26 protein-coding genes are annotated in these 24,445 nt (G+C 70.8%); 16 read left to right on the top strand and 10 right to left on the bottom strand.

What is annotated here, in order from left to right; translation table 11 throughout:
• Positions 1-128: 128 nt before the first annotated feature.
• The 3 genes from ACFQRJ_RS09195 to ACFQRJ_RS09185 form a co-directional block, all read right to left on the bottom strand.
• Complete coding sequence (locus ACFQRJ_RS09195; RefSeq protein ID WP_377018721.1) at positions 129-551, bottom strand: hypothetical protein; 423 nt, start codon at positions 549-551, stop codon at positions 129-131.
• A 140-nt stretch (positions 552-691) separates the two neighbouring features.
• Positions 692-1,114 carry an organic hydroperoxide resistance protein gene (locus tag ACFQRJ_RS09190; RefSeq protein WP_377018720.1) on the bottom strand — a complete coding sequence of 141 codons (423 nt, stop codon included), beginning with the start codon at positions 1,112-1,114 and terminating at the stop codon, positions 692-694.
• Complete coding sequence (locus ACFQRJ_RS09185) at positions 1,111-1,611, bottom strand: MarR family winged helix-turn-helix transcriptional regulator (RefSeq protein WP_377018718.1); 501 nt, start codon at positions 1,609-1,611, stop codon at positions 1,111-1,113. Before ACFQRJ_RS09185 ends, ACFQRJ_RS09190 begins: the two co-directional genes overlap by 4 nt.
• Positions 1,612-1,780: 169 nt before the next feature.
• On the opposite strand from ACFQRJ_RS09185, the gene ACFQRJ_RS09180 reads away from it, so the two are divergent.
• Both ACFQRJ_RS09180 and ACFQRJ_RS09175 read left to right on the top strand, forming a co-directional pair.
• Positions 1,781-2,695, top strand: coding sequence for a LysR family transcriptional regulator (locus ACFQRJ_RS09180; RefSeq protein ID WP_377018717.1), 915 nt, complete (start codon positions 1,781-1,783; stop codon positions 2,693-2,695).
• A 52-nt stretch (positions 2,696-2,747) separates the two neighbouring features.
• Complete coding sequence (locus tag ACFQRJ_RS09175) at positions 2,748-3,284, top strand: hypothetical protein (protein WP_377018716.1); 537 nt, start codon at positions 2,748-2,750, stop codon at positions 3,282-3,284.
• Between the two features lie 23 nt (positions 3,285-3,307).
• Here the strand turns inward: ACFQRJ_RS09175 and ACFQRJ_RS09170 are convergent, their stop codons facing one another.
• Complete coding sequence (locus ACFQRJ_RS09170; protein WP_377018714.1) at positions 3,308-3,592, bottom strand: YciI family protein; 285 nt, start codon at positions 3,590-3,592, stop codon at positions 3,308-3,310.
• Between the two features lie 286 nt (positions 3,593-3,878).
• Here ACFQRJ_RS09170 and ACFQRJ_RS09165 point away from each other — a divergent pair, with 286 nt between their 5' ends.
• From ACFQRJ_RS09165 to ACFQRJ_RS09155, 3 genes are read left to right on the top strand one after another with little or no spacing between them, the layout of a single operon-like run.
• Complete coding sequence (locus tag ACFQRJ_RS09165) at positions 3,879-4,460, top strand: ArsR/SmtB family transcription factor (protein WP_377018712.1); 582 nt, start codon at positions 3,879-3,881, stop codon at positions 4,458-4,460.
• A gap of 2 nt (positions 4,461-4,462) precedes the next feature.
• Positions 4,463-5,647 carry a serine hydrolase domain-containing protein gene (locus ACFQRJ_RS09160; RefSeq protein ID WP_377018710.1) on the top strand — a complete coding sequence of 395 codons (1,185 nt, stop codon included), beginning with the start codon at positions 4,463-4,465 and terminating at the stop codon, positions 5,645-5,647.
• Entirely contained in the window at positions 5,644-6,024 is a 381-nt protein-coding gene (locus tag ACFQRJ_RS09155; protein ID WP_377018709.1) for a hypothetical protein, read from the top strand. The genes ACFQRJ_RS09160 and ACFQRJ_RS09155 overlap by 4 nt, the downstream gene beginning before the upstream one ends.
• A 3-nt stretch (positions 6,025-6,027) precedes the next feature.
• Here ACFQRJ_RS09155 and ACFQRJ_RS09150 read toward each other — a convergent pair whose 3' ends face one another.
• Positions 6,028-6,804 (bottom strand): alpha/beta hydrolase, encoded by a 777-nt coding sequence (locus tag ACFQRJ_RS09150; protein WP_377018708.1) that lies wholly within the window; start codon positions 6,802-6,804, stop codon positions 6,028-6,030.
• 113 nt (positions 6,805-6,917) lie between these two features.
• Between ACFQRJ_RS09150 and ACFQRJ_RS09145 the strand changes: the two genes are divergently transcribed.
• The 4 genes from ACFQRJ_RS09145 (at position 6,918) to ACFQRJ_RS09130 (ending at position 12,973) form a co-directional block, all read left to right on the top strand.
• The gene (locus ACFQRJ_RS09145; protein WP_377018707.1) at positions 6,918-8,402 is read left to right on the top strand and encodes an alpha-amylase family glycosyl hydrolase; all 1,485 of its coding nucleotides are present in this window, start codon (positions 6,918-6,920) and stop codon (positions 8,400-8,402) included.
• 52 nt (positions 8,403-8,454) lie between these two features.
• The gene (locus ACFQRJ_RS09140; RefSeq protein WP_377018705.1) at positions 8,455-8,826 is read left to right on the top strand and encodes a hypothetical protein; all 372 of its coding nucleotides are present in this window, start codon (positions 8,455-8,457) and stop codon (positions 8,824-8,826) included.
• A 311-nt stretch (positions 8,827-9,137) separates the two neighbouring features.
• Positions 9,138-11,162: an ABC transporter ATP-binding protein gene (locus ACFQRJ_RS09135; protein ID WP_377018703.1), complete on the top strand. Its 2,025-nt coding sequence runs from the start codon at positions 9,138-9,140 to the stop codon at positions 11,160-11,162.
• Positions 11,159-12,973 (top strand): ABC transporter ATP-binding protein, encoded by a 1,815-nt coding sequence (locus ACFQRJ_RS09130; RefSeq protein WP_377018702.1) that lies wholly within the window; start codon positions 11,159-11,161, stop codon positions 12,971-12,973. The genes ACFQRJ_RS09135 and ACFQRJ_RS09130 overlap by 4 nt, the downstream gene beginning before the upstream one ends.
• 112 nt (positions 12,974-13,085) lie before the next feature.
• Here the strand turns inward: ACFQRJ_RS09130 and ACFQRJ_RS09125 are convergent, their stop codons facing one another.
• Both ACFQRJ_RS09125 and ACFQRJ_RS09120 read right to left on the bottom strand, forming a co-directional pair.
• Positions 13,086-13,742 carry a GNAT family N-acetyltransferase gene (locus ACFQRJ_RS09125; protein WP_377018701.1) on the bottom strand — a complete coding sequence of 219 codons (657 nt, stop codon included), beginning with the start codon at positions 13,740-13,742 and terminating at the stop codon, positions 13,086-13,088.
• A 347-nt stretch (positions 13,743-14,089) separates the two neighbouring features.
• Complete coding sequence (locus tag ACFQRJ_RS09120; RefSeq protein WP_377018699.1) at positions 14,090-14,599, bottom strand: Hsp20/alpha crystallin family protein; 510 nt, start codon at positions 14,597-14,599, stop codon at positions 14,090-14,092.
• Between the two features lie 208 nt (positions 14,600-14,807).
• On the opposite strand from ACFQRJ_RS09120, the gene pcp reads away from it, so the two are divergent.
• Positions 14,808-15,440, top strand: a complete 633-nt coding sequence (gene pcp / locus ACFQRJ_RS09115; protein WP_377018698.1) for a pyroglutamyl-peptidase I — start codon at positions 14,808-14,810, stop codon at positions 15,438-15,440.
• 1,154 nt (positions 15,441-16,594) lie between these two features.
• Here the strand turns inward: pcp and ACFQRJ_RS09110 are convergent.
• From ACFQRJ_RS09110 to ACFQRJ_RS09100, 3 genes are all read right to left on the bottom strand, one after another.
• A complete protein-coding gene (locus ACFQRJ_RS09110; protein WP_377018697.1) occupies positions 16,595-17,509 on the bottom strand; it encodes a rhomboid family intramembrane serine protease in 915 nt (304 codons plus the stop codon).
• 58 nt (positions 17,510-17,567) lie between these two features.
• On the bottom strand, positions 17,568-18,722 hold the full coding sequence (locus ACFQRJ_RS09105; protein WP_377018696.1) for a DNA glycosylase AlkZ-like family protein: 1,155 nt from the start codon (positions 18,720-18,722) through the stop codon (positions 17,568-17,570).
• A 192-nt stretch (positions 18,723-18,914) separates the two neighbouring features.
• Entirely contained in the window at positions 18,915-19,451 is a 537-nt protein-coding gene (locus ACFQRJ_RS09100) for a peptidylprolyl isomerase (protein WP_377018694.1), read from the bottom strand.
• 249 nt (positions 19,452-19,700) lie between these two features.
• Between ACFQRJ_RS09100 and ACFQRJ_RS09095 the strand changes: the two genes are divergently transcribed.
• From ACFQRJ_RS09095 to gluQRS, 6 genes are all read left to right on the top strand, one after another.
• Entirely contained in the window at positions 19,701-20,492 is a 792-nt protein-coding gene (locus tag ACFQRJ_RS09095; protein WP_377018693.1) for a hypothetical protein, read from the top strand.
• Positions 20,493-20,736: 244 nt separating this feature from the next.
• Positions 20,737-21,285 (top strand): GNAT family N-acetyltransferase, encoded by a 549-nt coding sequence (locus tag ACFQRJ_RS09090; RefSeq protein WP_377018692.1) that lies wholly within the window; start codon positions 20,737-20,739, stop codon positions 21,283-21,285.
• A 122-nt stretch (positions 21,286-21,407) separates the two neighbouring features.
• On the top strand, positions 21,408-22,034 hold the full coding sequence (locus tag ACFQRJ_RS09085; RefSeq protein WP_377018691.1) for a hypothetical protein: 627 nt from the start codon (positions 21,408-21,410) through the stop codon (positions 22,032-22,034).
• 26 nt (positions 22,035-22,060) lie between these two features.
• Entirely contained in the window at positions 22,061-22,804 is a 744-nt protein-coding gene (locus tag ACFQRJ_RS09080) for a MerR family transcriptional regulator (RefSeq protein ID WP_377018690.1), read from the top strand.
• Between the two features lies 1 nt (position 22,805).
• Positions 22,806-23,453: a hypothetical protein gene (locus ACFQRJ_RS09075; protein ID WP_377018689.1), complete on the top strand. Its 648-nt coding sequence runs from the start codon at positions 22,806-22,808 to the stop codon at positions 23,451-23,453.
• A 54-nt stretch (positions 23,454-23,507) separates the two neighbouring features.
• Positions 23,508-24,428 (top strand): tRNA glutamyl-Q(34) synthetase GluQRS, encoded by a 921-nt coding sequence (gene gluQRS, locus ACFQRJ_RS09070; protein WP_377018688.1) that lies wholly within the window; start codon positions 23,508-23,510, stop codon positions 24,426-24,428.
• Positions 24,429-24,445 lie beyond the last annotated feature (17 nt).

The following is a 24,445-nucleotide window of genomic DNA, read 5'->3' as shown; positions in this document are numbered from 1 at the left end:
TCCTCCATGAGGTCGTGCCGGGCCTCGAGCTCTCGTCGTGCGCCGGCGCTGTTGTGGACGTCATGAACGGTATGTCGGATCCGCCCGACCCGCGATGGGGAGAACTCCCCTCCCCCCCCCGGCCCGGTTCACCGAAGGCGACCGTGCCGGACGAACCAGAGGAGGATGACGACGAGCGTGGCCGCGCCCAGCAGCAGCCCGTTGACCCACGAGTACGCCAGCGCATAGACCCACGTGAACACCGACAGCACGGACTCAGGGCTGGAGACGATCGCCGGCAGCAACGGCCACATCAGCGCTGCCGCATAGGCGACCGCTGCCGCCGGGAGGAAGATCCGGGCGCGAGCGAGACGGCGATCAGCGAGCATCAGGGCACCGGCCCACACGAGCACGCCGCACGTCGCGCCCAGGCCGAGTTCGAGCAGGACCGAGGAGCCCGCCCCGAGCAGCGTCGCGACGGCGATGATCCACGCGCTCATGCGCCGCGGTCGAGCGGTCCCGTACCGGGCCTCGAGCACCGAGGGCCCCGGGTCGTGGTGCGAGCCGGCCACGATCCACCCACCTTCTCTTCGACCCGTGCGGTTCCGGGCGCCCGCGCTCATTGTCCTGTGTGGCGGCTCCGGACGACGCGGATTCCTCGCACCACGAGGATTCCTCGCACCACGAGGCGATGGACGACGACGAGCGCCGCTCAGTCGTCCGAGACGGTGACCGTGACCTCGATGTTCCCGCGGGTGGCGTTGGAGTATGGGCACACCTGGTGGGCGGCGTCGGCGAGCTCCTGCGCCTGGTCGTGGGGAAGGTTCGGGATGACGACCTCGAGCTGGACGGCGAGCTGGAATCCGCCCTTGTCGTCCGGGCCGATCTGGACGCGGCCGCCGACGGTGGAGTCGCTGACGTCGGCCTTGGCCTTGCCCGCCACCAGGTTCAGGGCCGAGTGGAAGCAGGCGGCGTAGCCGGCGGCGAACAGCTGCTCGGGGTTGGCCCCGTTGCCCGAACCGCCCATCTCGGTGGGAGTCGCCATGTCGAGATCGACCGTGCCCTCGGGCGTGCGGACGTGGCCGTCACGGCCCGTGCCGGTCGAGAGAGCCTCTGCGGTGTAGAGAGCCTTCATGATGTCTCCTTCGCTGTCGCCGAGCCGGGCCGGCGGGTGGCCCCGGCGGGTTCGCCGGGAGAATCGGGGGCGGTGAGCGCGCGCATGCTGCGCGTGAGCTGCTGCAGGGTCGAGATCAGATCTCGGGCCTCCTCGGGGCCGGCGAGACCGCTGCCGTCGGCGATGCAGCCGGGCACGTGGGCGAGCTTGCCTCGCAGGTGGCGGCCACGCTCGGTGAGCACGACAGTGACCACGCGCTCATCCGGCGCGGTGCGGCGCCGCTCGAGCAGCCCGGCCGCCTCCATCCGCCGAAGCATCGGCGACAGGGTGCCGGAGTCGAGCTGAAGGGCCTCCCCCAGGTCCGAGACGCTCTGGTCCCCGTCGCTCCACAGCACCACCAGCACGAGGTACTGGCCGTAGGTGAGGCCCCAGGGCTCGAGCAGCGCGCGGTACGCCTGGGTCGTGGCGCGCGAGGCCGCGTAGAGGGAGAAGCACACCATCTCGTCCGTCGTCGCCATGAGGCCATCCTGCCTCGGTTTTGCATTGCGCGCAACCTAGTTGCACACAATCTTTCTCCGGTCGTCTGTTCTCACGGCATCTCTTCTCACGACCGCGTGCGCGAGCACCGCCCGCGCACATCACACAAAGTCATAAGCACTGCTTGCGACGAGTGCCTACCATGGAAGCATGGACCCTCGACGGCTGCTCATCTTCCGCACCGTGGTGCGCAACGGCTCGATCGGCGCCGGCGCCCGTGAGCTGGGATGGACCCAGCCCGCGGTCTCCCAGCACCTCGCCGCCCTGGAGAAGGAGGTCGGCACCCAGCTGCTGCTGCGCTCCTCCTCCGGGATCACGCCCACGGAGGCGGGCCGACGTCTGTCCGCACACGCCGAGGCGATCGCGGCCCAGCTGCACGCCGCGGAGGAGGAGCTCGCCGACATCACCGCGCTGCGTCGCGGCACGGTGAAGTTCGGGACCTTCCCGTCGGCCGCCGCGGTGCTGCTGCCGCCGGTGCTGGCACACCTCCAGGAGACCGCGCCGGATCTGGACGTCACCTTCGACGAGCTCGAGCCCCCCGACGCCGTCGCCGCGCTGCGCGAGGGCGACCTCGACCTGGCCCTGGTGTTCCGCTACCCCTGCAGCGACATCGATGCCGAGGGTACCCTGGAGTGGACCCCGCTGATGGAGGACCGCGTGATGGCCGTCCTCCCCCGCGACCACCCGCGCGCCGAGGACCCCGACCTGACCCTGGCCGACCTCTCCGAGGACCCGTGGATCGCCGGCTGCGAGCGGTGCCGGGCGAACATGCTCTCCAGCGCCCGTCGGGCAGGATTCGTGCCGAAGGTGCGCCACTCCAGCGACGACTCGACCGTGGTCCAACGGCTGATCATGCACGGTGGCGGGGTCGCCCTGATGCCGGAGACGGCACTGGAGGCGGCCCCGACGCAGGACGTGGTGGTGCGGGCACTGCCGGATCTGGATACGCGGATGATCGGCCTGATCAACCGTCGCGGTGCCCAGTCGATCCCGGCCGTCAGCGCCGTGCGCGACGCCCTGGTCGCCGAGACCAACAAGCGCTCCAGCACCGCAGCGCTGATCTGAACCGCCACCCGACGTTCAGTCCATCCCGAAAGTCCCTGCGTACTCTGGTGCCATGACCAGCCGCGACACCTCCGCACGCCGAGATCGCCGAGCAGGCCGGCCCCCGGCGCGAGCCTGGCTGCGACCGGGGCTGCTGGCCGTGGGAGGTCTCGCGGTCGCCGCCGCCCTGGTCGTCGCCGACCAGCTCATCGCCGCCATCGCCCTCGCGCTGTTCGCCCTGTTCATGGCGTTCTGGACCTCCCCGCTGCGATCGGGCCCGCACACTCCGCTGGCCACGGCGCTGCAGCGGCGCGCCGACGACGTCTCCGTCATCCTGTGGGCCCCCGGCAACCCGCTGTCGGCCCGCATGCAGACGGCGATCCGCACACCCCGCGAGGACGTGCTCTGGGTCAACGCCTACCGTGACCCGGAGGCCCGCGCCCTGCTGGACGAGCACGGCGGCGAGGACGCCCTTCCCCTGGTGATCGTCGGCCAGGACGTCAAAGCCACCGCGACCGTCGGCGACCTGCTGGACATGCAGGCCGCAGGACGACGTCGAGCTGCCGGCGAGGACGACGGCGAGCTCGACGCGGGAGCGACAGGGGCGTGACGGCGCCCTGACGCTTCAGACGCTCAGGCGCCGGGGAGCTCCCCGATCGAGACGGTCCACTCGCGCGCGCTGCGGTCGATGACCACACCGTCGCGGACGAACGGATCGCCGTCCACCGCGGCCAGTGCCTCCTCCTCGGAGCCGGCGCGCACGATCAGCAGACCGCCCGGGGTCCCGCCGAGCGGTCCGGCCAGCAGCAGCGTCCCCGCGGCGTGCAGCTCCTGCAGGTACTCGCGGTGCTCCGGCCGCACGGCCTGCACCTTCTCGGCATCGTCGGTGTAGGTGTACTGCACGGCGAAGACGGCCATAAGACTCTCCCGAAGGCTCGAGGGGCGCGGGCCGGTGAGGTCCACCGGCCCGGCGGTGCACCCCTCATCGTGCCGCATTCGCGGTCGACCCGAGCATGCCGGCTCGTACGCCTCTCCCGCCCCTGTGCACAGCACGCACCCCGCTGCTACTCTGTTATTCCGTAATTGCGTAGGAATTGGCTTCCGCACGTCCGAGATCCAGCACGGCAACGACCCGGCACGACCGCGGTCCGACGGTGATCTGACGCGACCGTGCGAGGCCCCGACGTCGAGGGGGACCTGAGCGATGGATGACGAGGGCAGCACCGGCGAGATCACCGCTCGCCTAAGACGCCTCGAGCAGCGGGTCGCGGAGCTCGAGAAGGACCGGGCACACTCCTCGACGCGCCCGGCCCCGGTCGCGGACACGCGCTCGGCCGTCGCGCAGCCATCGGACCAGGCGACCTCGACGCCGGAGCCCGCGGGCAGCCCGTGGTGGGCGCTGAACGCCCTGAAGGCGCAGGTCGAGTCGCCGGGAGCGGTCGTCTACACGGGGACGGTCGACGTCGGCCTCGGTCATCTCGAGTACCAATGGGGACGGCCGACGGAGTTCCTGCTCGAGACGGACTGGGCCGAGCACGCAGATACCGTGGCCGCGCTGGGCCATCCGCTGCGGCTGGCGATCCTGCGCCGGCTGATCGACGGCGAACGCACCGTCGCCCAGATCGTCGACGAGCTGGAGCTCGGCTCGACCGGCGTCGCGTACCACCATCTGTCCGCGCTGCAGAACGCCGGATGGGCGACCTCTCCCCGACGCGGCACCTGGACGATCCCCGCCTCACGGGTGGTCCCGTTGCTGACCATCGTCGCCGCTGCTGAGAAGGGCTGACCATGACCGACCAGCATCCCGACCGCACCGAGGCCGACCCCGATGCCGACATCGGCACCGACATCGCTTCCGGTTCCGATCCCGACGCGCCCTCCCGGACGGGCACGTCCTTCTCGCGGCGCACGGTGCTCGCAGCCGGCATCCCGGCTGTGGCCGGCGTCCTCGCCATCACCGCGCTGTCCGGTCCGCGCCCTGCCCGCCTCGGGGATCCGACCGGTGACGAGCAGGTGACCGCCGCCCTGCAGCCCCACCTGAGTGGCCATCGCCGCGTCGCGATCGCCTATCTCGACGGCAGCGGCACCACCCGCTTCGGGGGCTTCGGGGCCGAAGCGACCGACGAGTTCGAGGTCGGCTCGGTGACCAAGACGTTCACCGGTGCGCTGCTGGCCTCAGCCGTCGAACGTGGGGAGGTCACGGTGCAGAGCACGGTCGCCGACGTGCTCGGGGACGAGGCCGAGGGCAGCGCGATCGCCGATGTCACGCTCGCCGAGCTCGCCACCCACACCTCCGGCATCCCGTCGCTCGCCCCGAGCTGGTGGACCGGCAGGTTCACCGGCACGCTCCTGCGCCAGGATCCCTACCCCGCGCGAGACGGCGATGAGGTGATCGCCGACGCGCTGGGCATCACGCCGAACGGCCGCGGCTCCTATGCGTACTCCAACCTCGGCGTCGCCCTGCAGGGCCAGCTGCTCGCACGCGCCGCAGGCACCGACTACGCCACGCTGCTCGGAGACAGGATCCTCCAACCGCTCTCGCTGGCCTCGACCTACGCTCCGATCACCCCGGAAGGCCTGCGGGATACGGCCACGCGCGGCCACACCAGTGCCGGGCTTCCCAACGCGGCATGGACCATGCACGGTGTCGCCCCGGCAGGCGGCATCCGCTCGACCGCCGAGGATCTCGCGCTCTACCTGACCGGCATGATCGAGGGGACCGCGCCGGGCGCGTCGGCCGCCACCGAGGTCCTGTTCACCGAGAGTCAGTCCAGTGAGACCTCGATGAACTGGTTCCACGAGGACGTGGGCACAGGGCAGCTGATGACCTGGCACAACGGCATGACCGGGGGTTTCGCGGCGTTCACCGGGTGGGACCCGTCCACGGGCCGCGGCATCGTGCTCCTAACCGACACCGCGCGGTCGCTCGATGACGTCGCCGTGGCCGTCCTGACCGGGGAGGTCGAACTGTGAACACCGTGCTGGCCTCCCTTCCCCTCATCGCCGGCGTCGCGGTCCTCGCGCTGCTGGTCATCTCCATCGTCCAGCTGTGGATCCGATACGAGCATCCGGTTCGCATCTTCCTGCGGACGCTCAGTGCCGCCAGCATCATCGGCATCCTCGGGCTCGCAGGCATCCCGCCGGCGTCGATGTGGTGGGGTCCGTGGCTGCTCTCGCTGGTCACGATCGCCGGCGTGATCGTCGCCTGCCGGCGCGCGCTCGTCAGCTCGCCTCCCGCAGAGCCGACTGCGCGGCAGGCCAAGAATCTGCGGCCCCCGAGCCGGCTCAACCTCGCCGGTGAGGTGATCGTCTATCTCGCCGTGGTCGCGGTCGCGCTCTACGCGGGGTGAGGCTCAGCCCCGGATCGGCAACCAGTCCAGCACGTCCTGGATCCCCTGGTCCCAGAACTCCCAGGCGTGCGCACCGGGGCGAAGACGCGAGGTCAGGCCGACGCCGTGCCGCTCCGCCGTGGCGATGAAACGCCGGTTCTGCCCGACCAGCTCGTCCTCGGTGCCGCAGTCCAGGAACAGCGCCGGCAGCTGCTGCGCGTCCGCGGCCGCGAGCAGCCCGAGCAGATCGTCATCGGTGCCGGCGAGATCGCGGCCGGCCCAGACCCGCTCGGCGAGGTTCCCACGATTCCCGTGGAGTGACAGCGACGCCGGATCCAGCGCCCCGGAGAGGCTCGCGGCCGCCGCGAAATGGTCCGGATGGTTCAGCGCCAGCTTGAACGCACCGAATCCGCCCATCGACAGCCCCGCCACGAAGGTGTCCTCGCGGGCGGTGGAGACGCGGAATGTCCGCGCGACCAGCTCCGGCAGCTCCTCGGAGACGAAGGTCCAGTACTGCTCCCCCACCGCTTCGTCGACGTAGAACGAGCGGCGCACCTCGGGCATCACCACGGCGATGCCCTTGTCCGCGGCGTAGCGCTCGATCGCGGTGCGGCGCTCCCACACGGTGCAGTCGTCGCTGAGACCGTGCAGCAGGTACAGCACCGGCGCCGCTGCGCCGCCTGCAGGTCGGCGGTCCGCCACTTCCATGCCGATTCCTGCGGCGGACTGCGGCATCAGCACCACCATCGAGGTGCCCATACCGAGGGACTCGGCGAAGAAGTCGGTGCGCAGCCGGATCATCGGTGCTCCCTCCCGGGGATGTTGACGGTGGGGGCGCGTCGGCCCGCCTCGAGACCCCATTGAACACCGGGCCGGGCTGGGTGCGCCGGGAAGGCCCCGCCTACGATGGCGGCATGAACACGCCCGCCCCGTCCGAGCCCGCCTGGATCCGCGACGCGATCTGCTGGCAGGTCTATCCGCTGGGGTTCTGCGGAGCGCCCCTGCACCGCGAGGACCTGGTCGGCGAGTCCTACGCCGGGGCCGAGGGAGAGAACGTCGTCCACCGCCTGCGCCGGCTGCAGGGATGGCTCGACCATCTCGTCGGCCTCGGCGCGAACGTGCTGCTGCTGAACCCGATCTTCGACTCCGTCTCCCACGGGTACGACACCCTCGATCATCGACGGCTCGACCCGCGCCTGGGTGATGAGATGGATTTCGACGCCCTGGTCGCCGCCTGCCGCGAACGCGGGATCCGCGTGGTGCTGGACGGGGTGTTCAACCACGTCTCCCACCTGCACCCCGAGGCGCGGCGCGCGATCGCCGCCGGCCCCGGCACGCCGGAGGGCGACCGCATCCGCTGGGCCGGGGACCAGCCCTACGGCTTCGAGGGCAACGCCGACCTGGTCGAGCTGAACCTCACCGATCCCGCGGTCCAGGACGCGATCGTCCGGGTGATGGGGCTGTGGCTCGAGCGCGGGGCCGACGGGTGGCGACTGGACGCCATGTACGCCGCGGGCGCCGAGGCCTGGGCTCCGATCCTCGAGCGGGTCCGCGCGGCCCATCCCGACGCCTGGATCCTCGGCGAGGTCATCCACGGTGACTACCCGGCGATCGCCGCCGCCTCCGGGGCGCACTCGATCACCCAGTACGAGCTGTGGAAGGCGATCTGGTCGAGTCTGCGCGAGCACAACCTCTTCGAGCTCGAGCATGCCCTCGGTCGCCACCGGGACTTCCTGGCGGCCGACGGGGACGAGCATCCGCTGATCTTCGTCGGCAATCACGACACCACCCGCATCGCCTCCCAGGTCGCCGACGGCCGGGATCTCGCCGTGGCCTACGCGCTGCTGGCGCTGCTGCCGGGGATCCCCGCCGTGTACGCGGGCGATGAGTTCGGCGCCACCGGCATCAAGGAGGACCGCGCCGGCGGGGACGACGCAGTGCGCCCCGCGTTCCCCGACGATCCGGCCGAGATCGCGGGCGCTGCCGGCAGCGTCGGCGCCTCCGCGCCCACGGAGTCCGCGGCGACCTCACCTCACCTCAGCGTGCTCAGCCGCGAGGCCGTCCCGCGGATCCTCGAGGTCCATCAGCGGCTGTTCTCGCTGCGCCGTCGCGAGCCGTGGCTGGCCGACGCGGAGGTCACCGTGCGCCGCGAGAGCCTCGAGGACACCTTCGCCGAGATCACGCTGTCCCCGCGCCCAGGCGGTGGGGGCGCGCAGGACTCGGCCGCCGGTGGTGGCGCCGCGGCTCAGCAGCTCACCCTCGTCGTGAATCTGGGCGACGCGGACCGACCCGTCCAGGGCGAGGTGCTGGAGGTCGTCAGCGGTGCCGACATGCTCGACGCCGTCGGCCCGCCCGCGCCCGGGGTCGTGCCCGCGCACGGCATCGCCGTGGTCCGCTGAGAGGCGAGATACCGCGATCGACGGTCCGTCGACCCGGACGTAGACTCATGCCATGAGCACCGGGAAGCGCACAGGCATGACCCTCAAGCCCGCCGGCGAGGTCTCGACGGCCCCGGTCGTCGCCACCGGACTGATCGGCGGCTGGCTCACCGCCCGGGAGACGGGGATCCGCCCCCTCGGCGGCGTCGTCCTCGCCGCGGCCGGGCTCTATGCGGGCCGGACGTGGCTGGCCCGTCGCGGCCCCGCGACCACTGCCGTGCTCGGGGCGACCTACGTGCTCGGCTTCGGACTCTCCCACCCGCTCGCGAAGAAGGTCGGAGCCTGGCCCGCCGTCCTCACCGTGACCGGCGTCGCCGCCGGCGCCGCCGCCCTGCTGTCCGACGCGGCCTACGGGGAGTGGACCCCGGCGGACCCGGACGCCTGAGCAGTTCGACCCGGCGCACGAGCGCCGCACGAATCGCAGACCCTCCATAGCGGCACGTCCACCGAGCAGCGCGCCGAACTGAGCAACGCGTCCGGCGAGCGACGCCTCGGGCGACGCGGCACGTCCAGCGAAGCGGCGCGCCCGCACGGCACCGGACGGCCGCGAATCAGCACGCCCTCACCAGTGGCGACGCGGGGCCCGCCAGAACGGAATGCGCTTAACGACTATCTAATGCGGCGATAGTTGACTAGGCTAATACTCCGGTCCCGACCGCCGGGACCCCCGCTCCCCCTCTGAGGACTCCTTTCCCCATGTTCGGCACCATGAGCCGCCTCTGGCAGACGGTCCGTCCGATTCGCTTCCGCCTCTATCTCGGCCTGCTCAGCGCCCTCGCCGCCTCGATCGTCGCGCTGATGATCCCCCAGGTCCTCGAGCACATCGTCAACCGCCTCGAGAACGACGCCGTCGCCGCCACCATCCTGACCGGCGGTGCCATCGTGCTCGGTCTCGGTGTGCTCGAAGCCGGCCTCCTCTGGCTGCGTCGCACCTTCGCCGTCGCCCCCTCGACCACTGTCGAGAAGCAGATCCGCGTGGACTTCTACCGCAAGGTCCAGAACCTGCCGGTCTCCTTCCACGACGGGTGGGGCTCCGGTCAGCTGCTCTCGCGCATGCTCACCGACATCAACATCATCCGCCGGTGGATCGCCTTCGGCATGATCATGGCCGTGGCCAGCTCCGTCACGGTGATCGTGGGGATGGCGCTGCTGTGGCGCTCCTCGGCGATCCTCGCGCTGATCTTCTTCCTCGCCGCCGTGCCGGTCTCGATCATCGCCTATCGCTTCCACCGGAACTTCTCGATCCTCTCGCGGCTGTCCCAGGATCAGAACGGCGACCTGGCCACCACCATCGAGCAGTCCGTCCAGGGCATCCGTGTGCTCAAGGCGTTCGGGCGCGGGCCGTCGGCCCTCGAAGGCTTCACCGAGCAGGCGGAGGAACTGCGCCAGACCGAGGTGCGCAAGGCGACGGCCATCGCGCGCTTCGACATGTTCATGTTCATGCTCCCCGAGCTCGCGCTCGGTGTCTCTCTCCTGGTGGGGCTGTACCTGACCGCGAACGGCTCGATCTCCACCGGTCAGCTGGCCTCCTACTTCGCGACCGCGACCCTGGTGGTGGGCCCGGTGCGCATGCTCGGCATGCTCTTCGGGCAGGCCGTCAGCGCCACCACCGCCCTGGATCGCCACTACGAGGTGATGGATCAGTTCAACAGCATCACCTCACCGGAGAACCCCACGCCCATCGACCACGCGGCGGCCCGCGGCGCCGTGGAGCTGCGCGGTGTCCACTTCCGCTACGAGGACGCCCCCGGCCATGTCCCCGACGTGCTGGACGGCGTGGACCTGCAGATCGACCCGGGCGAGACCATGGCGCTGGTCGGGGTGACCGGCAGCGGCAAGTCCACGCTGCTGCAGCTCGTCCCGCGGCTGTACGACGTCACCGCCGGCACCATCTCGATCGACGGGGTCGAGACCCGGGACATGGATCTCGTGGACCTGCGCACCCTGACCGCCTTCGCCTTCGAGGACGCCACCCTGTTCTCCGGGTCGGTGCGGGAGAACGTCCTGCTGGGTGCGGATCGGTCGCTGAGCGAAGAGGAGTCCGAGAAGCTGCTCGAGCTCGCCCTGTCCACGGCCGACGCCGACTTCGCCTTCGAGCTGCCCGACGGGGTCGACACCCGTATCGGGGAGGAGGGCATGAGCCTCTCCGGCGGCCAGCGCCAGCGTCTGGCTCTCGCCCGTGCGATCGCAGCCCGCCCGGCCGTGCTGCTGCTGGACGATCCGCTCTCGGCACTGGATACCAAGACCGAGGAGAACGTCACCGGCCGCCTGCGCGAGGTGCTCGAGGGCACGACCACGCTGATCGTCGCCCATCGCACCTCCACCGTGGCCCTCGCCGACCGCGTCTCCCTGCTCGATCGTGGCCGGGTGGTCGCCGTGGGCACGCACACCGAACTGATGGCGAGCTCTCCCCGCTACCGCTGGGTGATCGCCAACCAGGAGGAGGAGGTGCGCCGCGACCAGGACATCGAGACCCTCACCGGGGAGCTCGACCTGCGAGGCCTCCAGGGCTCCGCCGACGTGGAGCACGGGTCCGACGGTGACGGCGAGGCGCCACCTGACCTCCGCGCGGGGCAGGACGAGGGCCAGGTCCGCACCGGCGCCGATGCCGACGCCGACGCCGATGCCGATGCCGATGCCGATGCCGTGACCGTCACGGCGGGGATCCCCGCCGCCGGCCGTTCCGACCAGGACCAGAGCGACCGGGAGGAGGAGCGATGAGCACCGCGACCCTGCAGGACCAGAACGACGACGAACAGCGAGTCCTCTCCCCCGAGGAGAACAAGCTCTCGAGGCAGAGGTCCTTCAAGCTGCTGGGCGAGCTGATCGCCCCCGTGAAGGGCCAGTTCGCCCTGATGGCTCTGATGGTCATCATCGCCCAGCTCGCCGTGGTGGCCGGGCCCGCGATCATCGCCTGGGGCATCGACAACGCGCTGCCGGCGCTGATGGAGGGCAACAGCATCCCGGCGTTCCAGGCCGCGGCGATGCACCTCGGCGCCGCGATCGTCGGCGGCGTGCTCACCTACGGGTACGTGCGCCAGTCCGTCGTGGTCGGCCAGAAGATGCTGCTCTCGCTGCGCCGCCGCGTCTTCCGCTTCACCCAGCGCCAGGACCTCGAGTTCCACGAGTCCTACACCTCGGGCCGGATCGTCTCCCGGCAGACCTCCGACATGGAGGCGCTGCGCGAGCTGCTGGACTCGGGCGTGAACGTGATGGTGGGCGCTTCGCTGTCCATGGTGTTCACGATCGTGCTGATCGTGGTCATGGACTGGCAGACGGGCATCGTCATGCTGCTCATGCTGGTCCCCTGCGTGATGCTCACGAAGTGGTTCCAGCGGCGCTCGCGGATCGAGTACCGGGCGATCCGTTCGCACTCCGCCCGTCTGATCGTCCACTTCGTGGAGGCCATGGCCGGCATCCGCGCGGTCAAGGCCTTCCGGAAGGAGGAGCGCAATCAGCAGGAGTTCGACGACCTCGCCCAGGACTACCGCGACGCCTCGCTGCGCTCGGTCAACGTCTTCGGCATCTACCAGCCGACGCTGCGCTTCCTGGCCAACGTGACCATCGCGGCCGTGCTGGTCGTGGGCGGGTTCCGCGTCATGAACGGCGATCTGCAGGTGGGCGTGCTGGTGGCGCTCGTGCTCTACTCGCGCCGCTTCTTCCAGCCGGTCGACGAGATCGCGAACTTCTACAACGCCTTCCAGTCCGCGGTGGCCGCGCTCGAGAAGATCGCGAACCTGCTGGCCGTCCAGCCCACCGTCAAGGAGCCCCAGGACCCCACCCCGATGCCGAGCTCGAGCGGCCAGATCGACTTCGAGGACGTCTCCTTCCGCTACACCGCGGACGGCCCGACTGTGCTGAAGCCGATGGACCTGCACATCCCCGCCGGGCAGACGGTCGCGCTGGTGGGCCAGACCGGTGCCGGCAAGTCCACCGTCGCCAAGCTCATCTCGCGCTTCTACGACGCGACCGAGGGCAGCGTGAAGCTCGACGGCGTGGACCTGCGGAACATCTCGATGAAGGACCTCACGCGCAACATCGTCATGGTCACCCAGGAGGCCTACCTGTTCTCCGGTACCGTCGCGGACAACATCGCGCTCGGCAAGCCGGGCGCGAGCCGCGAGGAGATCGAGAGGGCCGCGAAGGCGATCGGCGCCGACTCCTTCATCGAGTCCCTGCCCTACGGGTACGACACCGACGTGAACAAGCGCGGCGGGCGCGTCTCGGCCGGTCAGCGGCAGCTGATCTCCTTCGCCCGCGCCTTCCTCGCCGACCCGCGGGTGCTGATCCTCGACGAGGCCACCAGCTCGCTGGACATCCCCTCCGAGCGCATGGTCCAGGAAGGCCTGACGCGCCTGCTGGGCCAGCGCACCTCGCTGATCATCGCCCACCGCCTGACCACGGTGATGATCGCGGATCGGGTGCTCGTGGTCCACGGCGGCGAGGTGGTCGAGGACGGCTCCCCGCAGGATCTGGTGCGTGCCGGCGGCCGGTTCGCGGCGCTGTACCAGGCGTGGCAGGAGTCGATGTAGCGGGGATCAGCGGCGTCCGTGGATCGCGACCCGGGAGCCGGTGGACCGCGACCCGGGAGCCACTGGCGCGGCAGCGCGAGCCCGGGAGCAGGGGGCCGGACGAGTATCCGGCTCAGGCTCCCAGCATCGCTCGCAGCTCGCCGGTGAACCCCTCCACCTCGACCGGCACCTCCGGGCGCCGGAACGTCTCCGGCGTGACCAGGAAGCGCTGCTCGAGAACGATCGGATCCCCGTCGGTGGACACGTGCGTCCCGTTGTCGACGTACCCGCAGGCCCGGGAGACGCCGAAGGACGCGTCGTTGCCCATGCCCGCCGAGGACTCGGCCCGCTGCGCTCCGAGGTGATCGAAGGCGAGGACGAGCATCGCCTGGCGCATGAGCTTCCCGTAGCCGTTGCCGTGGACGTCCAGGGTCAGCCAGGAGCCCGTCCCGACCGTGCGTCGGTCGGCGAAGCGCTGGGCGGAGACGTCCTGGCATCCGATCAGGCGCCCGGCGGCCCAGATCCCGAAGTTCAGGGCCCACGACTCGGGCGAGACGTTCGAGCGCATCCGCCACTGGAACTTCACCGCCTCGCGCACGCGCACATCCGGTTCGGCGCGGTACCAGGGGAACGCGTAGGGCACCTCGGGATCCTCGAAGATCGGCCGACGGATCAGCTCCGCGTACTCCGGCAGATCGGCATCGGCGAGCGGGCACAGGGTGAGGTCACCCGCACGGATGCTCAGGCCGAGGGGCGGGTACAGCACGTCGAGGCCGGGGCGCGTCTCCATCGCCCCACCTTAGGCACACCGGCCGCATCCCGCAGCCCGTCCGGATGCCCGTTCCACGACCACGCTCGCGAGGCCGCCGTGGCAGACGCGCGAGCCGTGCTGAGAGGGCGTCGGGACCGGCGGAGAGGGGTCGGGCCCGGCGGGGAGGGCGTCGGGGTCAGCGGGGACCGCGCCGGGATCAGGCATGAGGAGGCCGGGGCCGGTCGTCGCGCCAGCTGACTGGCTGCGGCGACCGACCCCGGCCTGGGCTGCTGCTGGTCGGGTCCTCGGGCGGGGCGTTGCGGTGACCCTGCCGGCGACCCGGCAGGGTCAGCCTGCTGAACGCACCCGGGTCCCGGCCGGTCCGGTCACACGCCGACGGGCTCCGCCTTCTGGTCCGACGTCGACCCCTCGAGGGTCTGGGCCTGGTTCGAGTCCTGGCCCGAGCCGCTCTCGCTCGAGGTGATCTCCTGCGAACGGTCGCTGTGGCCCACCGCAATCTTGCGCGGCTTGGCCTCCTCGGCCATCGGGATCGTCAGGCGCAGCACGCCGTCGGCGTAGTCGGCCTGGATGCGATCCAGAGCGACCCGGCTGCCCAGCGTCATCTGTCGGGCGAAGGTGCCGCTGGGACGCTCACGGGTCAGCCACGTGCGCTCGCTCTGCGGGGTCGAGCCCGAGCGCTCGGCGCGGACGGTCAGGGTGCGGTCGTCGACGTCCACGTCGATGCTGGAGGGGTCCACGCCCGGCAGGTCGATCTCCGCCGTGAAGCTGTCACCGTCACGGTAGAGATCCATCGGCATGCCGACGGAGGCGGGGGTACGGGTGAGATCGGTGAAGAGTCGATCGACTTCCTGGAACGGAGAGAACGTGCGAGCCATGATGAACCTCCTGGAGTGTCTCGGTCGTACATCGAAGAACCTGCGGAGCGCGCCGTCCCTGGCGCTCTCACCCCGCACAACACCTGGGCCCCGCGCCGTATTCCAAAGTTGAGCCCCTAAGGCTCATGTGATCTGCATCACGTCTCGCGGGTGTCCGTGTGACCGCTCGCGCAGCGGGCCGTCCCGGTGCCGGCGATAGGCTCCGACGATGACCATCGACGTGCTCCTGACCGGCTTCGCGCCCTTCGGCGGCGAGCTCGAGAACCCCTCGTGGGAGGCGGTGCGGCGGGCGGCGCCCATGCTGCGTGACCGCGGGGTCGCGGTCCAGGACGTCGAGCTGCCCGTCGAGTTCGGTCGCGCCGGGGACCTGCTCGAGACGGCTGTGCGCGAACACCGTCCAGGGCTCGTGATCGCGACAGGCGTGGCCGCCGGGCGCACCGCGATCACGCCGGAGCGGGTGGCGATCAACATCCGCGACGCCCGCATCCCCGACAACGCCGGAGCCGCACCGATCGACGAGCCGGTGATCACTGGCGGCCCGGTCGCATACTTCACCGATCTTCCGATCAAGGCGATGGTCGCAGCACTGTCCGCCGAAGCCATCCCGGCCTCGGTGTCGCAGACGGCGGGCACCTACGTGTGCAACGACGTCTTCTATCGGTTGCAGCACCTGGTGGCCACCGGGACCGGGGCCGCCGGCGCGATCCGCGGCGGGTTCGTCCACGTGCCGTCGACCGACGCGGTCGACGTCGGAATGGCCGCTGCCGGCCTGGCGCGTCTCACGGAGGTCGCACTGGGCTCCCCGTCGGATGTACGAGTCAGCGGCGGCGCACTGCACTGACCGTCCGCGACCGGCGTGGCCCGGTGGCGCCGGCCGGTCGCTGCGAACGCCTCTCTGCCTGAGCCCGCACATCGGCTCTTCCTGACGGGCCGAGCACGTGGAAAACTCCCGATCGCGCTCCGTGCTGCCGCGGCCGACGGCTCGTGCACGGACCGCTGAGCCCGGCTGTCCACATCACTGTCCACAACGGTGGATGAATGACAGACGTGTAGTTCACCAGGTACGAGCCACATCGAGCCCATGTACAGCGTGTCCCCAGGCGAATGGCGGACGAGCGTTGTCCACACCAGCCGCCGGCTCGTGGCCGTCTGCAAGACCGAGGACCGAACGCGCAGGTCATGCGCATCATCAGTCGAGCAGGGGCCCGACGGCCGGATGCGGTTGCACCGGACCCGTGCGCGACGAAGACGCTGGCCAGAGCAGTTCAGGCACAGCGCGCTGCGGGAGGCACGGAGGATCGTCGCTCCGGCCGTCCACACCGCGCGTCCACCACGGACGGCGAGTTTTCCACAGTGATGCTGGCTCGGTCCCCCGCCGTTGGCCATTTCTCCACATCCCCGTCCACAGCTGGGGATAGTCACAGCCATGTGATTCGCCCGCGGGGTCTCTGTGCCGGCCGATCACGGGGGGCCGGCGCCGAGCCCGAGTGCGCCGGCGTCAGGCGTCAGGCGTCAGGCGTCAGGCGTCAGGCGTCAGGCGTCAGGCGTCAGGCGTCAGGCGTCAGGCGTCAGGCGTCAGGCGTCAGGCGTCAGGCGTCAGGCGTCAGGCGTCAGGCGTCAGGCGTCAGGCGTCAGGCGTCAGGCGTCAGGCGTCAGGCGTCAGGCGTCAGGCGTCAGGCGTCAGGCGTCAGGCGTCAGGCGTCAGGCGTCAGGCGTCAGGCGTCAGGCGTCAGGCGTCAGGCGTCAGGCGTCAGGCGTCAGGCGTCAGGCGTCAGGCGTCAGGCGTCAGGCGTCAGGCGTCAGGCGTCAGGCGTCAGGCGTCAGGCGTCAGGCGTCAGGCGTCAGGCGTCAGGCGTCAGGCGTCAGGCGTCAGGCGTCAGGCGTCAGGCGTCAGGCGTCAGGCGTCAGGCGTCAGGCGTCAGGCGTCAGGCGTCAGGCGTCAGGCGTCAGGCGTCAGGCGTCAGGCGTCAGGCGTCAGGCGTCAGGCGTCAGGCGTCAGGCGGGGAGCATGACAGTCTTGGCGGCGACCAGCGCCACGCACAGCAGCACCCCGCACGCCACGATCCCCACGTGGACCATCGCCGAGCGCCGGGCGAGCGCCTGCCGGTCCACCCCCGGTGTCGCCTTGGGACGCAGGGCGAACATCCCGGCGGTGACCAGGCCGCCCATGATGAGCCCGCCCAGGTGACCCTGCCAGGAGATGTTGGGAACGGTGAAGGTGATGACGAGGTTCAGCACGATCAGCACCGCGATCTGGGCGGTCTGCCCGCCCATCCGCCGGTTGACGACGAACATCGCGGCGAACAGCCCGAACACGCCGCCGCTGGCCCCGAGCGTGCCGCCGTACCAGGCCTGGCTGAGCGGGTCGGTGAGCAGGTAGACGGCCGTGTGGCCGGCGAGGACCGAGACGAAGTAGACCGCCGCGAACCGCACGTGGCCCATGGTCTGCTCGAGGTACTGGCCCACCACCCACAGGGCCCACATGTTCAGCACCAGGTGCATGATGCCGCCGTGCAGGAAGCCGCCGGTGAGGAAGGTCCACGGCATGACCAGGGCACGGAACGGGGCGAAGACGCCCAGCTGGTAGACGAGATCGCCCGCGACCGTCTGGCCGACGTAGGCCAGGATGCACAGGGCCATGACGGTGTAGGTGACGTAGGGCCGACGAGCCCCGATGGTCCCGCCCATCGCGTTGCGCGGCCGGGCCGATGCCTGCTGCCGGGAGATCTCCCGTTCGCAGTCGACGCAGAGCACCCCCACTGATGTCGGTCGCTGGCAGTCCGGGCAGGCCGGACGGTCGCAGCGCTTGCAGCGCACGTAGCTCACCCGGTCGGGGTGGCGGGGGCAGACCGGCTGGCCCTGCGGGTCAGGGTTGTCCTCGGCGCTGTAGCCGTAGCTGGGGCGTTCCATGGCGTCCATTCCACCACGGGGACCTGGGCCGGAGCCGCGCGCTGCCAAGAGGTTCGGCTCAGGGCGAGGTGTAGGGGAAGGCGGCGAAGAGTTTCTCGTACCGGGCTCGCTGGGAGGCGCTGATCGGGTGCAGCTCGGTGAGGTCGAGCTTCCGTCGGCCGGCAGGGCCCTTCCGGGTCCAGGTCCCGCGCATCTCTCCACGGCGGATCGCGGCACGCTTGAAGACGCCGTTGTTGCCGGGCACGAGCGCTTGGTGGCGCTTCTCGTCCATCAGGTACAGGCGGTCCCGGTAGCCCAGGACGAGTTCGTCGAACCCCGGCAGCAGCATCTCCCGCATGGTCTCCTTCTCCCGCACCGCATAGTCCTCGGCCAGTCCCGGTCGCCACCACAGCTGTTCGCCGCCGCCGGAGCGGGCGTCGGCCGCAGTGGTGTGCAGCCGCCCGTCCCCGTCGGCCCAGCCCGTCTCCAGCCGGTCCGTGATCTGGGGCAGCGCTGACCGGATCCTTCCCAGCGGGAGCTTCGACCACCAGGCCAGGTCCCGCTCCCCTGCCGGGCCGTGACTGGTGAAGTACCGCCGGGCGAGCTCGGCGATCGCCGCGGTCTCATCGCCCCCGAAAGCCGCCTCGAGGTCCGAGCGCGGTGGCAGCCACGCGGAGGCCAGCACCACGGCGGTCTCCTGCTCGCGCCACGGGCCGAGAGCGACCAGCCCGGAGGCCAGGAAGTAGGTGAGCAGGTGATAGCCGCGGCCACCGTCGGTCGCCACGCCGGCCGCCTCCCAGGCGGCCATGACGTCCGTGCGCAGCACGCCCTGTCCCACGCCGCGCTGCGAGGCCGGGGCGACGAGTTCGACGAGCGCGTCCGCGGCCCGCCGGAAATGCTCCTCGTCCAGGCCCAGCTGGGCTCGGCGACCGATCGAGGCGCGCAGCGGGCCGGCCGCACACAGCTGGGTGAGCCAGGCGAGGGTGTCCGCGGCGACGGCGAAGACGGTTCCGCGCATCGGGTAGCCGCGCACGATCTCTGCGCGGTCGAAGGCGGCGAGCACCGGCTCGAGCTCGCCGCCGGTGCGCAGCGCCAGCGACGCCATCACGCCGGGCAGGTCCTGTCCCTGATGGGCGCCGAAGGCATGGGCCGCCTCCGTCGGGCTGTCGAAGCGGCGCGGGCCGGCGAGGCCCTGCGCGAGGATCCGGGCACCGGCGAGGTGTCGCTGCGTCATGACGCGAGACTAGTGGCGGGGTCCGACGGACCCGGCTGCATACGACAGCGGCACCTCACGGAGCGTCTCGTGCGAGATCTGCTCCGGGAGGTGCCGCTGCATCGGGCGACGATCCGGCCCGCGGTTACCGGGCCGGGATCGGGCCGAGGTGGCCTCGGGGCTGCGCCCAGGTCAAGTTCGAGGCCGTGGGGCTCACTTCTCGATGGTCACCGAGTTGATGACGATGTCCTCGAGGGGACGGTCGCGCATATCGGTCTTGGCGGCACCGATCTCGTCGACGACCTTCTTGGAGTCCTCGTCGGCCACCTGGCCGAAGACGGTGTGCTTGCCCTGCAGGTGCGGGGTGGGGCCGAGGGTGATGAAGAACTGCGAGCCGTTGGTGCCGGCGGGCTGGCCGGTGATGGCGTTCATGCGCTTGCCGGCGTTGGCCATGGCCAGCACGTAGGGCTCGTTGAAGTTCTTCTCGGAGATCTCGTCGTCGAAGGTGTAGCCGGGACCGCCGGTGCCGGTGCCGATCGGGTCCCCGCCCTGGATCATGAAGCCGGAGATGATGCGGTGGAAGACGACGCCGTCGTAGAACGGACGGGTGACCTTCTCGCCGCTCTCGGGGTCGGTGAACTCGCGGGTGCCCTCGGCGAGGCCGACGAAGTTGTCGACGGTCTTGGGTGCGTGGTCCGGGAACAGCTCGAGACGGATGTCCCCGTGGTTGGTGTGCAGAGTTGCGAACATGGCGTCATCCTCGCACAGACGCTGCTGCAGGAATCCTGCGTCCCCATCGCACAGCAGAGGGACGGCAGAGCGTCGGACGGGGCCAGCGCCGACCGGTCGGCCGGTTCGATCCTGACCGGTCGTCTGGGTGCGTTCATACTCGCTCGCGTTAGAGTTGTGCCACACGGGTCGAGTCATCCCCTCAGGGGTGCCGCGGCCCAGGGACCACCGTCGGCCCGACCCGGCGGATTCGACCGAAAGGGGAAGCTCATGGCGCTGACCACCAAGCGGGAAACCAAGAAGGCCAAGAAGCAGGCCGCGAAGACGGCGGCTGCCGCCGGGGCGACGGCCGGGAGCGCTGACAAGGCCGTCCAGGAGCTGCAGAAGCTCGCGGCCAACGTCGGTCCGGTGGTGTCCGAGGGCGCGCGCGAGGCTCGCCTCCGGGCGAGCGGGCTGGTGGACCAGTACGGTCCCGGCGTCGAAGAGCGCTTCCGTCAGCAGAGCGAGAAGTTCTCGGAGCTCTCGCAGAACCTCGGCCCCCGTGCCGACAAGTTCAAGCGTGACGTGCAGGAGGACTACCTCCCCCGCGCCCGCAAGACCGCCGAGACGACCAACTCCGTCCTGCGCGCCGCGGTCGAGGCCGCTCGCAAGGAGATCGACAAGGGGCAGGGCGACATCAAGGCCGCCGCTCTGGCGCCCACCCCGGCGGCGAAGAAGAAGGGCCGCGCCGGCAAGGTGCTGCTCGTCCTCGGCCTGGCTGCCGCCGGTGCCGCCGCGGGCTACGTGGTGTGGCAGAAGACCCGTCCGGTCGAGGACCCCTGGGCCCCGCCGGCGGACTTCGCTCGCGCCCACTACCCGGCCTCCGCCTCCAGCGAGTCCGATTCCTCCACCGTCTCCGACACCGTCGGCTCGGCCGACGCCGGTGACGTGGCCCAGGCCCTGAAGGGCGAGGATCGTCCCTCCGACGTGGAGCCCAAGGAGGTCAAGGTCGACTCGGACCCGGCCGAGAGCGATGCGGCGCAGGACGACGAGAAGCGCGGCACCCACCGCGGCGACTCCTGAGTCCTCACCCCTGACGCGTCGCTCCCCGACGCGGGCAGCGGAACGTTCAGTGCACGGCGCGGCGATCCCGTCCTCCGACGGTGATCGTCGCGCCGTCGCTGCGTCTGCCCCCGCTGGGCCTGGTCCCGCTGCGTCTGTCCCCGATGCGTCTGTCCCCGCTGGGTCTGCGCCTGCTCCGCGTACGTCCGATGGGCGTGAGTCCGCTGGATCTGCTGCGCACGGAGCCGAGATCTCCACGCCTCGATTGCGGCTGTCACCGGTCAGCGAGGGCGATCTCGAGGAACTGTTCTCCCTCCACGCCGATGCCCGCGCGTTCGTCGACGACCTCACCGAGCCGCTGACCGCGCGCGCCCAGATGCGCTGGGTGCTCTCCCGCTGGATCGAGCACTGGCAACGGCACGGATCCGGGTACTTCGCGGTGCGCACGCGTGGGAGGACCGGTTTGCCTGCCGGCCTGCTCGGCGTGGTCGGGCTCGCCACGCTCGAGGCCGACGGCGAGCGCGACCGCGCAACCGAAGCAGCTTCCGCCTCCGGTGACTCCGCACTGCTCAGCGCCTACTGGCGGCTGGATCCCGAGGCGGTCGGTCGCGGTGTGGCCACCGAGGCGATGGCCGCCGTGCTCGATGACCCCGTGGTCGGGGCTCGTGAATGCGAGGTGGTGGCCGTGACGGCGGCAGGCAACGCCGCCTCCCGTGCCCTGGCCGCGCGCCTGGGCTTCCGCGCCGCTGCGCCGGACCGCCCCGTCCCCGGCGATCGCCCGGGCGACGTACTCCTCGTCCGGCCGGGTGCCTGACGAGCCGGTGCGCGAACACCTCTCCTGACGCCTGCGCTTGACCATGTACCGAGGACATGGTGTGCCCTCGTGGTGACCGGCGATCCCGTCGGTCCCCCACCGGTCACCGAGGAGCACCCGCCGTGCGTCTGATACATGAACCGCTCTCGCTCATGCGAGAGCATCGCCGTGCCTATCGTCTGCTCAACGTCATGGCGTACGGCCTGCTGGTGCTCGGGATGGCCATCGGGATGCTGTTTCCTGAGGTCACCGCGTCGCAGCGCACCGGGTTGCAGGCGAGTGGGGACGCGGACCTCGTGACCTCGCTGCTGTCCTCGCCGTGGCTGTTCGCCCTGACCATCCTCGCCGTCAACATCGGCCGCATCATCGTGGCGACCATCGTGGTCCCGTCGCTGGTGATCCCCTTCTCCGGGATCGCCGTCTTCGCCTACTTCGCCGTGACCACGGGGATGACCCTCGCTCCGGTGGACACGGCCACGCGGATCTCCCTGATCCCGCATGTGCCGACCATGGTCATCGAGTTCCAGGCGTACGTGCTGATGATGCTCGGTGCCTATGTCCTGGGCCGGGCATGGCTGCGCCCCGCGACGGTCGGCCAGCAGAGCCACCGGCGGGGCTACCTCGGCGGGCTGCGGCGCATGGCCTGGCTGGCCCTCGCCGCCCTGGCACTGCTCGTGGCCGGAGCCGTCTACGAGGCGTTGTCGCTCGTATACCTGCTGCCCGTGGTCTTCGGTCTGCTTGCGCCATGATGGGTGCACCGGAAAGGAGTGTCCGCATGGTCTGGAGCACCAGTCAGTTGGCGCGGATCGCAGGCACCACGCTGAACACCGTGAGGCACTATCACCGGATCGGCGTGCTGCCGGAGCCCGAGCGGGCCTCGAACGGCTACAAGCAGTACGGCATCCCGCATCTGGTGCAGCTGGTGCGGATCCGTCGGCTCAGTGCACTGGGGATCCCGCTGACGAGGATCGCCGCCTCGGCTCCGGGCGCCGCCGCATCATTCGAGGAGATCCGCAGCCTGGACGCCGAGCTCGAGGCGAGGATCCGTCGTCTGCAGGGGGCACGCAAGGACCTTGCAGAGCTGATGTCCCATCAGGCTCCCGCCGAGACCCCGGCCGGGTTCGCCGCGGTGGCATCGAGTCTCTCGGAGTCACAGCGTGGGTTGCTCGCCGTGTACACCACCGTGTTCGACGGTCCGACGCTGGAGTCCTTCCGCCAGGCCGTCCTCGAACCCGAGCCGACCGATCTCGAGTTCGATCGTCTTCCCGCCGAGGCCACGGACGCGGAGATCGAGGATCTCGCCCGCCGCATGGTTCCCGCGGCTCGGCGGACGCGCACGAAGCACCCGGAGCTGACCGACGCCCTGGAGCGCTCTCCCCATGGGGCCGAGGCGGCCGGGCTGATCCTCGCGCACGCCCTGGTGGAGCTCTACCACGGCGCCCAGCTCCGAACCCTGCAGCGGCTCGAGGCACTGGTCGCCGCCGAGGCACCCGTCAGCGAGCCCCCGAGCGAGACGTGAGATGGATCGGAGCCGACGCCACAAGCGGTCCGCACGGCGCATCACACCCGGTACCGGTCGACGCCTCCGGCCGTTCCGCTGGTGGCACCAGCTCTCCCGCGCACTGTTCTACCTCCCTCTGGAGACTCAGCAGGTCTACGCCGTGGACGTCCCCTACTGGCAGCGGATCGCGACCGAGGACGGCAAGGGAAAAGCACACCTCTTCCTCGACGACCGACACATCGCCACCTCCACCTTTCCCGCCGCCTTCCCTGTCGAGGGAGGGGTCATCGAGGTGACCCCCTCGGCCTTCGGGCTGCGCCGCTGCCACTACGTTCCCGAGCACGGACCCCAGCGCCAGCTGCTGCCGGACACGCGCTCGGCCGAAGGACGACGGGCGCGGCTGGAGAAGGAGCACCCCCTTCGCAGTCGGGCGATCGGAGTCCTCTCGCTGCTCGTCCTTCTCACGTGCACGGCTCTCGCCGTTCCCCAGCTCCTCGAAGTGCTCACCGGCATTCCACCGGTGACCGAGAAGTTCGGACAGTTCACCTCGCCTGTCGCCGTGCCCACGTGGGGCAATGTCGCGCTCGGTCTCGCCGCTGCGACGGCCAGCGTCGAACGAGCGACCCGCCTGCGCTACAGCTGGCTCGATGCGATCGCCCAGGAGTGAGAATCCGCGCCTCCCACCCGGCAGCCGAGCCCGACGGTTCCTAGACTGACGCCCATGCCCGCTCCCCCGAGCCCGCGCGCTGCCGGCCGCTACGCCCCCTCCCCCAGCGGCGACCTGCACCTGGGCAATCTGCGCACCGCGATCCTCGCCTGGGTACTGGCCCGCCGCAGCGGCCGCGCCTTCCACCTGCGCGTCGAGGACCTCGACCGGGTGCGAGAGGGCTCCGAACAGCGTCAGCTGGAGGACCTCGAGGCCCTCGGCCTGGACTGGGACGGCGAAGTGGTCCGCCAGTCCGAGCGCGGTGCGGCCTACGACGAGGCGCTCTCACAGCTCCTCGCTCGTGACCTGGTGTTCGAGTGTTACTGCACCCGGCGAGAGATCCTCGAGGCACCGAGCGCCCCGCATGCCCCGCCCGGCGCCTACCCCGGCACCTGCCGCGACCTCACCCCTGCCCAGTGCGAGGCGGGCCGGGCCCGGATGCGGGAGCTGCGGCGCGAGCCTGCTCTGCGCCTGCGTGCCGGTGTTGCCGAGTGGACGGTGCGCGACCTGTGGGCGGGTGAGGTCACCGCGGCCGTGGATGACCTGGTGCTGCGCCGCGGCGACGGGGTGGTGGCCTACAACCTCGCCGTCGTCGTCGATGATGCGGCCGCAGGGGTGGATCAGGTGGCGAGGGCGGACGACCTGCTCAGCTCGGCGCCTCGCCAGGCGTATCTCGCTCATCTGCTGGGGCGTGCGGAGCCGGAGTACGCGCACGTCCCGCTGGCGGTCAACGCCGACCGGGCGCGGCTGGCCAAGCGCGACGGTGCGGTCACGCTGCGCGACCGGCTGGAACGCGGTGAGAGCGCCGCGGACGTCGTCGGCCGGATCGGCGAGTCCCTCGGCCTGAGCGGGTGCCGCACTGCCGCCGATGTGCTCGAGCGGTGGGATCCCGCCTCCCTCCCCCGCGAGCCCTGGGTCGTGCGGCTGCCGGCCTGATGCCGTTCCTCTCACCA

Source organism: Brachybacterium sp. GCM10030252, from assembly GCF_042666535.1.
In the GTDB taxonomy this organism is placed as follows: Bacteria; Actinomycetota; Actinomycetes; order Actinomycetales; family Dermabacteraceae; genus Brachybacterium.
Note: the sequence above shows the minus strand (reverse complement) of the source record. Positions and strands in the feature narration are given on the sequence as shown.

Coding starts and splice junctions, on each gene's coding strand:
- ACFQRJ_RS09190 (WP_377018720.1), bottom strand. CDS start 1,114: ATGAAGGCTCTCTACACCGCAGAGGCTCTCTCGACCGGCACGGGCCGT.
- ACFQRJ_RS09185 (WP_377018718.1), bottom strand. CDS start 1,611: ATGGCGACGACGGACGAGATGGTGTGCTTCTCCCTCTACGCGGCCTCG.
- ACFQRJ_RS09180 (WP_377018717.1), top strand. CDS start 1,781: ATGGACCCTCGACGGCTGCTCATCTTCCGCACCGTGGTGCGCAACGGC.
- ACFQRJ_RS09175 (WP_377018716.1), top strand. CDS start 2,748: ATGACCAGCCGCGACACCTCCGCACGCCGAGATCGCCGAGCAGGCCGG.
- ACFQRJ_RS09170 (WP_377018714.1), bottom strand. CDS start 3,592: ATGGCCGTCTTCGCCGTGCAGTACACCTACACCGACGATGCCGAGAAG.
- ACFQRJ_RS09165 (WP_377018712.1), top strand. CDS start 3,879: ATGGATGACGAGGGCAGCACCGGCGAGATCACCGCTCGCCTAAGACGC.
- ACFQRJ_RS09160 (WP_377018710.1), top strand. CDS start 4,463: ATGACCGACCAGCATCCCGACCGCACCGAGGCCGACCCCGATGCCGAC.
- ACFQRJ_RS09150 (WP_377018708.1), bottom strand. CDS start 6,804: ATGATCCGGCTGCGCACCGACTTCTTCGCCGAGTCCCTCGGTATGGGC.
- ACFQRJ_RS09145 (WP_377018707.1), top strand. CDS start 6,918: ATGAACACGCCCGCCCCGTCCGAGCCCGCCTGGATCCGCGACGCGATC.
- ACFQRJ_RS09140 (WP_377018705.1), top strand. CDS start 8,455: ATGAGCACCGGGAAGCGCACAGGCATGACCCTCAAGCCCGCCGGCGAG.
- ACFQRJ_RS09135 (WP_377018703.1), top strand. CDS start 9,138: ATGTTCGGCACCATGAGCCGCCTCTGGCAGACGGTCCGTCCGATTCGC.
- ACFQRJ_RS09130 (WP_377018702.1), top strand. CDS start 11,159: ATGAGCACCGCGACCCTGCAGGACCAGAACGACGACGAACAGCGAGTC.
- ACFQRJ_RS09125 (WP_377018701.1), bottom strand. CDS start 13,742: ATGGAGACGCGCCCCGGCCTCGACGTGCTGTACCCGCCCCTCGGCCTG.
- ACFQRJ_RS09120 (WP_377018699.1), bottom strand. CDS start 14,599: ATGGCTCGCACGTTCTCTCCGTTCCAGGAAGTCGATCGACTCTTCACC.
- pcp (WP_377018698.1), top strand. CDS start 14,808: ATGACCATCGACGTGCTCCTGACCGGCTTCGCGCCCTTCGGCGGCGAG.
- ACFQRJ_RS09110 (WP_377018697.1), bottom strand. CDS start 17,509: ATGGAACGCCCCAGCTACGGCTACAGCGCCGAGGACAACCCTGACCCG.
- ACFQRJ_RS09105 (WP_377018696.1), bottom strand. CDS start 18,722: ATGACGCAGCGACACCTCGCCGGTGCCCGGATCCTCGCGCAGGGCCTC.
- ACFQRJ_RS09100 (WP_377018694.1), bottom strand. CDS start 19,451: ATGTTCGCAACTCTGCACACCAACCACGGGGACATCCGTCTCGAGCTG.
- ACFQRJ_RS09095 (WP_377018693.1), top strand. CDS start 19,701: ATGGCGCTGACCACCAAGCGGGAAACCAAGAAGGCCAAGAAGCAGGCC.
- ACFQRJ_RS09080 (WP_377018690.1), top strand. CDS start 22,061: ATGGTCTGGAGCACCAGTCAGTTGGCGCGGATCGCAGGCACCACGCTG.
- ACFQRJ_RS09075 (WP_377018689.1), top strand. CDS start 22,806: ATGGATCGGAGCCGACGCCACAAGCGGTCCGCACGGCGCATCACACCC.
- gluQRS (WP_377018688.1), top strand. CDS start 23,508: ATGCCCGCTCCCCCGAGCCCGCGCGCTGCCGGCCGCTACGCCCCCTCC.